The organism is Streptomyces aurantiacus, from assembly GCF_001418335.1.
GTDB lineage: Bacteria > Actinomycetota > Actinomycetes > Streptomycetales > Streptomycetaceae > Streptomyces > Streptomyces aurantiacus.
The window spans coordinates 1-6,728 of record NZ_LIPP01000479.1; the positions used below are offsets into that span (position 1 = coordinate 1).

The 6,728-nt window shown below is 71.5% G+C and carries 8 protein-coding genes and 2 pseudogenes; 7 read left to right on the top strand and 3 right to left on the bottom strand.

The features are described 5' to 3' along the window. Both AOK01_RS39105 and AOK01_RS39110 read left to right on the top strand, forming a co-directional pair. Window positions 1–213, top strand: a pseudogene (locus AOK01_RS39105) (hypothetical protein); the annotation flags it as partial. A 2-nt stretch (window positions 214–215) separates the two neighbouring features. Then, the gene (locus tag AOK01_RS39110; protein WP_055520276.1) at window positions 216–839 is read left to right on the top strand and encodes an OmpA family protein; all 624 of its coding nucleotides are present in this window, start codon (window positions 216–218) and stop codon (window positions 837–839) included. Between the two features lie 19 nt (window positions 840–858). Here AOK01_RS39110 and AOK01_RS39115 read toward each other — a convergent pair whose 3' ends face one another. The 3 genes from AOK01_RS39115 to AOK01_RS39125 are packed head-to-tail and all read right to left on the bottom strand — an operon-like array spanning window position 859 to window position 2,242. After that, entirely contained in the window at window positions 859–1,362 is a 504-nt protein-coding gene (locus tag AOK01_RS39115) for a hypothetical protein (protein WP_063792942.1), read from the bottom strand. 44 nt (window positions 1,363–1,406) lie between these two features. Beyond that, window positions 1,407–1,775 carry an ArsR/SmtB family transcription factor gene (locus tag AOK01_RS39120; RefSeq protein WP_055520279.1) on the bottom strand — a complete coding sequence of 123 codons (369 nt, stop codon included), beginning with the start codon at window positions 1,773–1,775 and terminating at the stop codon, window positions 1,407–1,409. After that, the gene (locus AOK01_RS39125) at window positions 1,772–2,242 is read right to left on the bottom strand and encodes an SRPBCC domain-containing protein (protein WP_245702605.1); all 471 of its coding nucleotides are present in this window, start codon (window positions 2,240–2,242) and stop codon (window positions 1,772–1,774) included. The genes AOK01_RS39120 and AOK01_RS39125 overlap by 4 nt, the downstream gene beginning before the upstream one ends. A gap of 181 nt (window positions 2,243–2,423) precedes the next feature. Between AOK01_RS39125 and AOK01_RS39130 the strand changes: the two genes are divergently transcribed. From AOK01_RS39130 to AOK01_RS39150, 5 genes and pseudogenes are all read left to right on the top strand, one after another. Continuing rightward, window positions 2,424–2,708 carry a GntR family transcriptional regulator gene (locus tag AOK01_RS39130; protein WP_055520282.1) on the top strand — a complete coding sequence of 95 codons (285 nt, stop codon included), beginning with the start codon at window positions 2,424–2,426 and terminating at the stop codon, window positions 2,706–2,708. Between the two features lie 59 nt (window positions 2,709–2,767). Continuing rightward, window positions 2,768–3,643: an LLM class flavin-dependent oxidoreductase gene (locus AOK01_RS39135; RefSeq protein ID WP_055520284.1), complete on the top strand. Its 876-nt coding sequence runs from the start codon at window positions 2,768–2,770 to the stop codon at window positions 3,641–3,643. A gap of 212 nt (window positions 3,644–3,855) precedes the next feature. Then, window positions 3,856–5,337 carry an FG-GAP repeat protein gene (locus AOK01_RS39140; RefSeq protein WP_055520287.1) on the top strand — a complete coding sequence of 494 codons (1,482 nt, stop codon included), beginning with the start codon at window positions 3,856–3,858 and terminating at the stop codon, window positions 5,335–5,337. 84 nt (window positions 5,338–5,421) lie between these two features. Beyond that, entirely contained in the window at window positions 5,422–6,036 is a 615-nt protein-coding gene (locus AOK01_RS39145) for a GNAT family N-acetyltransferase (protein WP_079104109.1), read from the top strand. A gap of 113 nt (window positions 6,037–6,149) precedes the next feature. Continuing rightward, a pseudogene (locus AOK01_RS39150) lies at window positions 6,150–6,629 on the top strand (class I SAM-dependent methyltransferase); the annotation flags it as partial. Between the last annotated feature and the right edge of the window lie 99 nt (window positions 6,630–6,728).

The following is a 6,728-nucleotide window of genomic DNA, read 5'->3' on the forward strand; positions in this document are numbered from 1 at the left end:
GGCCTGGTCGACCAGGCCGGCAAGAAGAAGTACCTCGTTCTGCGCGACACGGAGGGGCGCTGCCTCTGCACCAGGTTCACCGGTGGTGTCCTGTCGGGCGAGACCACCGAGTGGTTCGCCCAGTTCCCCGCTCCACCCGCGGACACCACCAAGGTCTCCTTCCAGGTGGGCTCGATGCCGCCCGCCTCCGTAGAGATCTCCGAGGGCGAGTGACCATGCCCCTCACCCTCCGCACCGCGTCGATCACGCTGACCGCCCTCACCACCCTCGTCTTCATGACGCCTCTGACCTCGGCCCATGCGGACGACGAGGACCCGAGTGCCCCGCCGGGCAGTGTCACCACGTCGCAGCCGCCCGAGGTCGACGCGAACAGCCCGGGGCTGCAGCTCGCCGACGGGGCGACGCTCGCCGCCGCGCGGGTGCTCGACATCAAGTCGGTCGTCGAGGACCTCGGCGGTGAGGAGCGGCGCGAGGACACGAACGAGGACGTGACGTTCGCGCTCCAGGCGGAGGTCCTCTTCCCGAAGAACAGCTCCAAGCTCAACCCGGAGGCACGCGCCCGCATCGCGGCGATCGCGGACGAGATCAAGGCCCAGAAGCCCACGGACGTCCGCGTCTTCGGCTTCACGGACAACCTCGGCTCGTACGCCCACGGCATCACCCTCTCCAAGGGGCGGGCGGAAGCGGTCCACGAGGAACTCGCCGCGGGGCTCGGCGACATGGACGTCACCTTCGTGGTGCGCGGCTACAGCGAGGACTACCCCATCGCCGACAACACCTCGGAGCAGGGCCGCCGCAAGAACCGCCGCGTGGAGGTCACGTTCCCGAAGGGCGCCTGAGGCGGCGTCTTCGCCGCCTTCAAGCGTGTCCGGGTACAGGGAAGGGGACGGGGACGCGAAGGTCGAGGAGCTGTCGCGTATGCACGGGTACGTGGTCCTCGGCGAGGCCGTCGATGAGGCCTGCCAGCGGAACCGGCTGGTCCAGCACGAGTGCGTCGTTGGACAGGAGGAGCGACGGCACCAGAACCGAGGCGGCTTCCCCGCTGAGCCGATCGGCGATGTCGCACAGGACGGTGGCCTGGCTCCGGACGTGATCGATCAGGTCCGCCCGGCCCGAGTGCTCGGCGATGATCCGGTCGAGATTCCAGGTGTCGAGGGAGATCCGGTTGTCGAAGGTGGGCCGCGAACCGGCGACGACGCCCAGGGCAACCGCTGCGATCGAGGCGTCGATGCTGAGGAGATGAGCCAGTATCTGGTCGGCGTTCCACCCTCGGTCGCCCGCGTCGCCGAGGTCGGGGAGGTCGAGGAGGGCCGCCGCATCGAGCAACCTGTCGTAGGCACTACGAAGTGCTGTCGTGTCCATAGTGCTTCAGTGCTTCCCTTCAGTCGGGCTTCATCAGTCGGGCTTCAGTCGGGGCGTACCGGAGTCGAATCCCGCTCCGCCGCCTCGGCGACGCGTTTGATGTTCGCCAGTCGACGGTCCCAGTCGGCCGCGAGCGAGGCCATCCAACGGGCCGTCGTGTCCAGCGCCGCGGGCCGCACCGCGTACCGCACTTCGCGTCCGACCCGGCCGCCGGAGACGAGCCCGGCGGCGTTGAGGACGGCGAGGTGCTTGACTACCGCCTGGCGTGAGACGGGCAGCCGTTCGGCGAGCGTCGTGGCAGTGGCCTCGCCCTGTGCGGCCAGCAGATCAAGCAGCTGACGTCGCGTGGGGTCGGCCAGCGCACCGAGGACGCTGTCGACGACCTCGGCGCCGCCGGGACGTTCTTCCGTCACGTGGAGGCCTGTTCGGCGCGGGCCTTGAGCGCGTCGAGCTCCACGGGCCAGCCCTGGCTGTGGTCCTTCAAATTCTGACCGCGCAACTCCTCGGACCCGGCCAGCGCCGCGAACCCGCTCTCGACGACGCGGAGCCGCGTCTGGTCGCCTTCCTGGGTCAACGTGAACTCCACGAGGGTGCTGTTGCTCTCGCGCAGCTCTTCTCCGGGAAACGCGCTGGTCCAGCGGTATGCCAGGTACGTCGGGGGCTCGACCTTCTCCACCCGCACCGGGAAGTCGCCGTGCTCGGGATGCTTCGCCACCATCGACTCGCCCTCCTTGGCCACGGTGTCGGGCAGGCTCGCCTTGTCGGCCACCCAGAACCCGGGCTGGGCCACCAGCGACCAGACCCGCTCCAGGGATGCCGCGATCAGGGTTTCGCGTTCGATCCGGTCCTCGCTCATGAGGATCTCCTTCGTCGTCACCATCGGATGCAACTCCACAGTTGCACGTCGACCCGCAAGGCGCAACCTGATGGTTGCGCTTCGGTGGACTGGAAGGTGGGCGGCCCACATGGCGAGCGTGCTCGGGGGGCGATGGGTTGGCGCGCCTGAGCGAGGCAAGCGCGCATACGTGCGCGGCATCGCCTCGAAGCGGCGGAGTGGGCCTATGAGTGACCCGAACACGATTCCGGACTTTGACCCGCAAGGGCCGCAACTTGTGTACGTCGCCATCGCCGACCACATCGCCGCGCGTATCGCCGCAGGCGAGCTGCTGCCGGGAGCCCGGCTGCCTCCCGAACGCGACCTCGCAAGCGAATACGGGGTCGCGTACCTGACGGTGCGACGCGCCGCCCAGGTGCTGCGTGAGCGCGAGCTCATCGTCACCGTGCACGGCAAGGGCACCTTCGTCGCCGATCCGCTGCCCGCGCCGGGAACTCCCGACCCGGCCTGATCACGCCCACCCCGCACAAACGGGTTGCCCCCTGCCCACCCCACGGGTAGGAAAGCCGCATGACCACACTCGGCGCCGTGTTCCGGCCCCAACTGCCCCCAGAGCGTCTACGAGCCATCGCCCGCGCCGCGGACGACGCGGGGCTGGAGGAGCTCTGGCTCTGGGAGGACTGCTTCCTCGAAGGAGGCATCTCCGCGGCGGCAGCGGCCCTCGCCTGGACCGAGAGGCTCCGCGTCGGCGTCGGCCTGCTCCCCGTGCCGTTGCGCAACGTGGCCGTCACCGCGATGGAGGCCGCCACCCTGCACCGGCTCTTCCCGGGCCGGCCCGTCCTGGGCGTCGGCCACGGCGTGCAGGACTGGATGGGGCAGGTCGGAGCGCGGGCCGAGTCGCCCGTGACGCTGCTGCGTGAGTACCTCGGAGCGCTGCGCGCGCTGCTGGGCGGCGAGCGCGTCACCGCCGACGGCCGGTACGTGAAGCTGGACGGCGTCGCCCTCGACTGGCCCCCGCAGGCACCGGTGGAGATCCTCGCCGGCGCCACCGGGCCCCGTTCGCTCAGGCTCTCCGGAGAGGCCGCGGACGGGACCATCCTCACCGCCAACACACCACCGGAGGGCGTGCAGAAGGCCCGCCGCCTCATCGACGAGGGGCGGGCGGCGGCCTCCCGTACCGACGACTCGCACACCGTCGTCGTCTACCTCCTCACCGCCACCGGCCCCGGCGCCGCCGCCCGTCTGCGCGCCGAGCTGGAGGCCGAGGGCGCGGCGTCCGTCCCGGACCTCGGGGTCGCCGGGAACGCTGACGCCGTCGCCAAGGCCGTGCAACGCCTCGCGGACGCCGGCGCCGACACCGTGATCCTCCAGCCCACCGCCGACGAACCCGACCCCGAGGGCTTCATCCGCTTCACGGCGGAAGAGGTACGCCCCCTCGTCCCCTGAGCCGTCCCTGAGCCGTCCCTGAGCCGTCAGGGAACTCACGGCCGCACTGCCTTGTCCCGTTCGACGAGGGCCCGGCGGGGCCCGCACCATCGAGGGCCCCGCCCGTCCACCGTGAATCCAGCACCAACCACTGGTGAACTCCGTACAACCAGCTCCGCCCTTCGACGGTCACACCAGGTGTCCCGCACCATGTCGACCGAGTGGGAGCCTCCGTGTCACACAGCCGTCGCATCCTGACGTACGCCATCGCAGTCGCCGCGGCCACCGCCGGGTTCGGGCTCCCGTCCGGCGCCGCCGCCGCCACCGCTGCCGCACCCCGTACCCCGACGAGCGACTTCAACGGCGACGGCTACGCGGACCTCGCCGTCGGCGTCCCGGACGGGACCGTCGGCGGCCACGCCAAGGCCGGGTACGTGAACATCGTCCGGGGCGGCCCGAAGGGCGTCGGCGCCTACGGAAGCATCCGTGTCAGCCAGGCCACTCCCGAGGTTCCCGGCACCCCGGAGGCGGGCGACCGCTTCGGCGCGTCCGTGACCCTGACGGACCTCAACGGCGACGGCATCGCGGAGCTGCTCGCCGGTGTCCCCGGCGAGGACGTCATCGACCGCGGTACGGACGCGGGCATGGTCATCGCCGTAGGCGGCTCGAAGGACGGGCCGGGACCGGGTTCGACGGTCCTCACAGGGCCGTCGCCGTCAGCCGCGTACGGAAGATCGGTCGTCGCGGCCGACCTGACCGGCAGCGTCGACGGCAACAAGGAGATCGTCATCGGCGGCACGGACAAGGTCGTCGCACGTGTCATCCAAGGCGAAGACAGCATGGTCACCACCGTCGTCGCCGCCCCCATGGGCGACCGCGCCCCCGTCCTGGCCACCGGCGACTTCGACGGCGACGGCACGGCGGACCTGGCCGTGGCGTACTGGGCCTCGGGCGACCCCAACACGCAGTCCCACGTGCGTCTGTGGAAGTGGGACGCCGACGAGTCCGCGATGGCCAACTTCTGGAACACCGACAATGCCGGCGTCACCGCCCTGGCCGCCGGCGACTTCGACGGCGACGGCCGCGACGACCTGGCGCTCGGTGAATGCCGTGAGATCGCCGACGAGAACATCGACGACCCGTGCGGTCCCGAAGAACTCGCCAAGGGGGGCGGCATCCACATCCACTACCAAGGCGCCGCGGGCGGCTCGTTCGGCAGCCGCGCCCAGACCCTCAACCAGGCCACGCCGGGCGTACCGGGCGTGGCCGAGGCCGGCGACCGCTTCGGCGCCGCCCTAGCCGTCGCCGACGTCGACCGTGACGGCCGCGACGACCTGATCGCGGGCGCTCCCGGCGAGGCCATAGGAAGCAGAGCGGGGGCGGGCGCCGCCTGGCTGCTCCACGGCGGCGCTCAGGGCCTGCTCGACGCCGACGGCGCTGCCACGTCCGCCTCCTGGAACCAGGACACGCCCGGCGTCCCGGGCGTCGCCGAGGCGGGCGACACCTTCGGCGCGGCGGTCGCCACGGGTGACGGCGACGCCGACGGCGTACCGGATGTCATGGTCGGATCCCCTGGCGAGAATGCCTCCCTGGGCGCCGTATGGCTGCTGCCCAGCGGCTCGGCCGACGGCTCGGCGGCCTTCTCGCCCCGCACGCTCGGCCTCCCGTACCTGTCCACGGTGCAGAAGTACGGCATGCCGCTGAGCAGCCACTGAGCAGCCGTTGAGCGCGCCCACGGACCACTTTCCGTACCGGTCGACAACGGCGATTGTCAGTGCCCGGTGGCAGACTCCCCGGACATGAGCGACGACGCACATGAACAGCCGCACGGACGGCCACGCGGACGGCCGTACGAGCCGTCGCACGCACCGTCACGCGTGCGGCTCAGGAGCGTGGAAGAAGCCGACCTGGAGGTGTTCTTCGAGCAGGAGCACGACGCCGAGGCGATCCGGCGGTCGAGGTTCACTCCCCGGCCTCGCGACCGCTTCATGACCCACTGGGCCACTCGCATCCTCGGCGACGACACCGTCCTCGTACGGACGGTCGACGTGGCCGGCGCCCCGGCAGGCAGCATCGTCGCCTGGTGGGAGGAGAAGGAGAACGGTGATGGGGACGGTGACGGGGATGGAACCCGGCGCTTCATCGGCTACTGGCTCGGCCGTTCCCACTGGGGCAGAGGCATCGGCACCGAGGCCCTCGCCCTTTTCCTCCGCGAGGAGCGCACCCGCCCCCTTTACGCCGACCCCTTCGCCGGGAACACCGCCTCGGTGCGCCTCCTGGAACGGCACGGCTTCCGCCGGGCGGGCACGCTCCGCCACGGCGACGACGTCCACGTCCTCCTCGTACTCGACGAGGCACCGGCCCACGAACCACCCGACGCCGGTGCCGGCACCAGTGCCAGCGCCGGACGGTGATCGCCCACCGCCCAATCGATGACACCGGCCACGGGTGCGGCGGGCACGAAGGAAACCGGTCGCGACACGCGCGTACCGCCTGCCAACATCACCCGATGGACCCGACCGACCCGATGGACCCGGCCAACCAGCCTTCCCCGGCCATCCCGCCCACCCGCACCTTCCAGGAACTCGTCGACGAGGCCGAGGCCGCCCCCACCGACGGGTGGGACTTCTCGTGGTTCGCGGGGCGAGCCACCGAGGAGCGTCCCTCGTGGGGGTACGCGCGAGCCATGGGGGAGCGCCTGGCCCAGGCGACAGCCGCGCTCGACATCCAGACCGGCGGCGGCGAAGTGCTCGCCTCCGCACGGAAGTTGCCCAACCTCGTCGTCGCGACCGAGGGCTGGCCTCCGAACATCGCCAAGGCCACCGCCCTGCTCCACCCGCGGGGCGCGGTCGTCGTCGCCTCCCCGGAGGACGCCCCCTTGCCGTTCGGTGACGAGGCCTTCGACCTTGTCGTGAGCCGGCACCCGGTGACGCCGCACTGGACGGAGATCGCCCGCGTCCTCAGACCCGGCGGCACGTACTTCGCCCAGCATGTCGGCCCCGGCAGCGCTCCCCGTCGGGGCGGCGGGCGTCGCGCCCGGCTTCCGGCTGCGGTCCGAGGAAGTACTCGATGACCTCGAAGGCGCTGCCGGGGCCGACATGCTGGG

What these genes read in the sequence shown, in the direction of transcription:
- AOK01_RS39115 (WP_063792942.1), bottom strand. Translation starts at nt 1,362, where the DNA reads ATGGACACGACAGCACTTCGTAGTGCCTACGACAGGTTGCTCGATGCG.
- AOK01_RS39125 (WP_245702605.1), bottom strand. Translation starts at nt 2,242, where the DNA reads ATGGTGACGACGAAGGAGATCCTCATGAGCGAGGACCGGATCGAACGC.
- AOK01_RS39145 (WP_079104109.1), top strand. Translation starts at nt 5,422, where the DNA reads ATGAGCGACGACGCACATGAACAGCCGCACGGACGGCCACGCGGACGG.
- AOK01_RS39135 (WP_055520284.1), top strand. Translation starts at nt 2,768, where the DNA reads ATGACCACACTCGGCGCCGTGTTCCGGCCCCAACTGCCCCCAGAGCGT.
- AOK01_RS39110 (WP_055520276.1), top strand. Translation starts at nt 216, where the DNA reads ATGCCCCTCACCCTCCGCACCGCGTCGATCACGCTGACCGCCCTCACC.
- AOK01_RS39130 (WP_055520282.1), top strand. Translation starts at nt 2,424, where the DNA reads ATGAGTGACCCGAACACGATTCCGGACTTTGACCCGCAAGGGCCGCAA.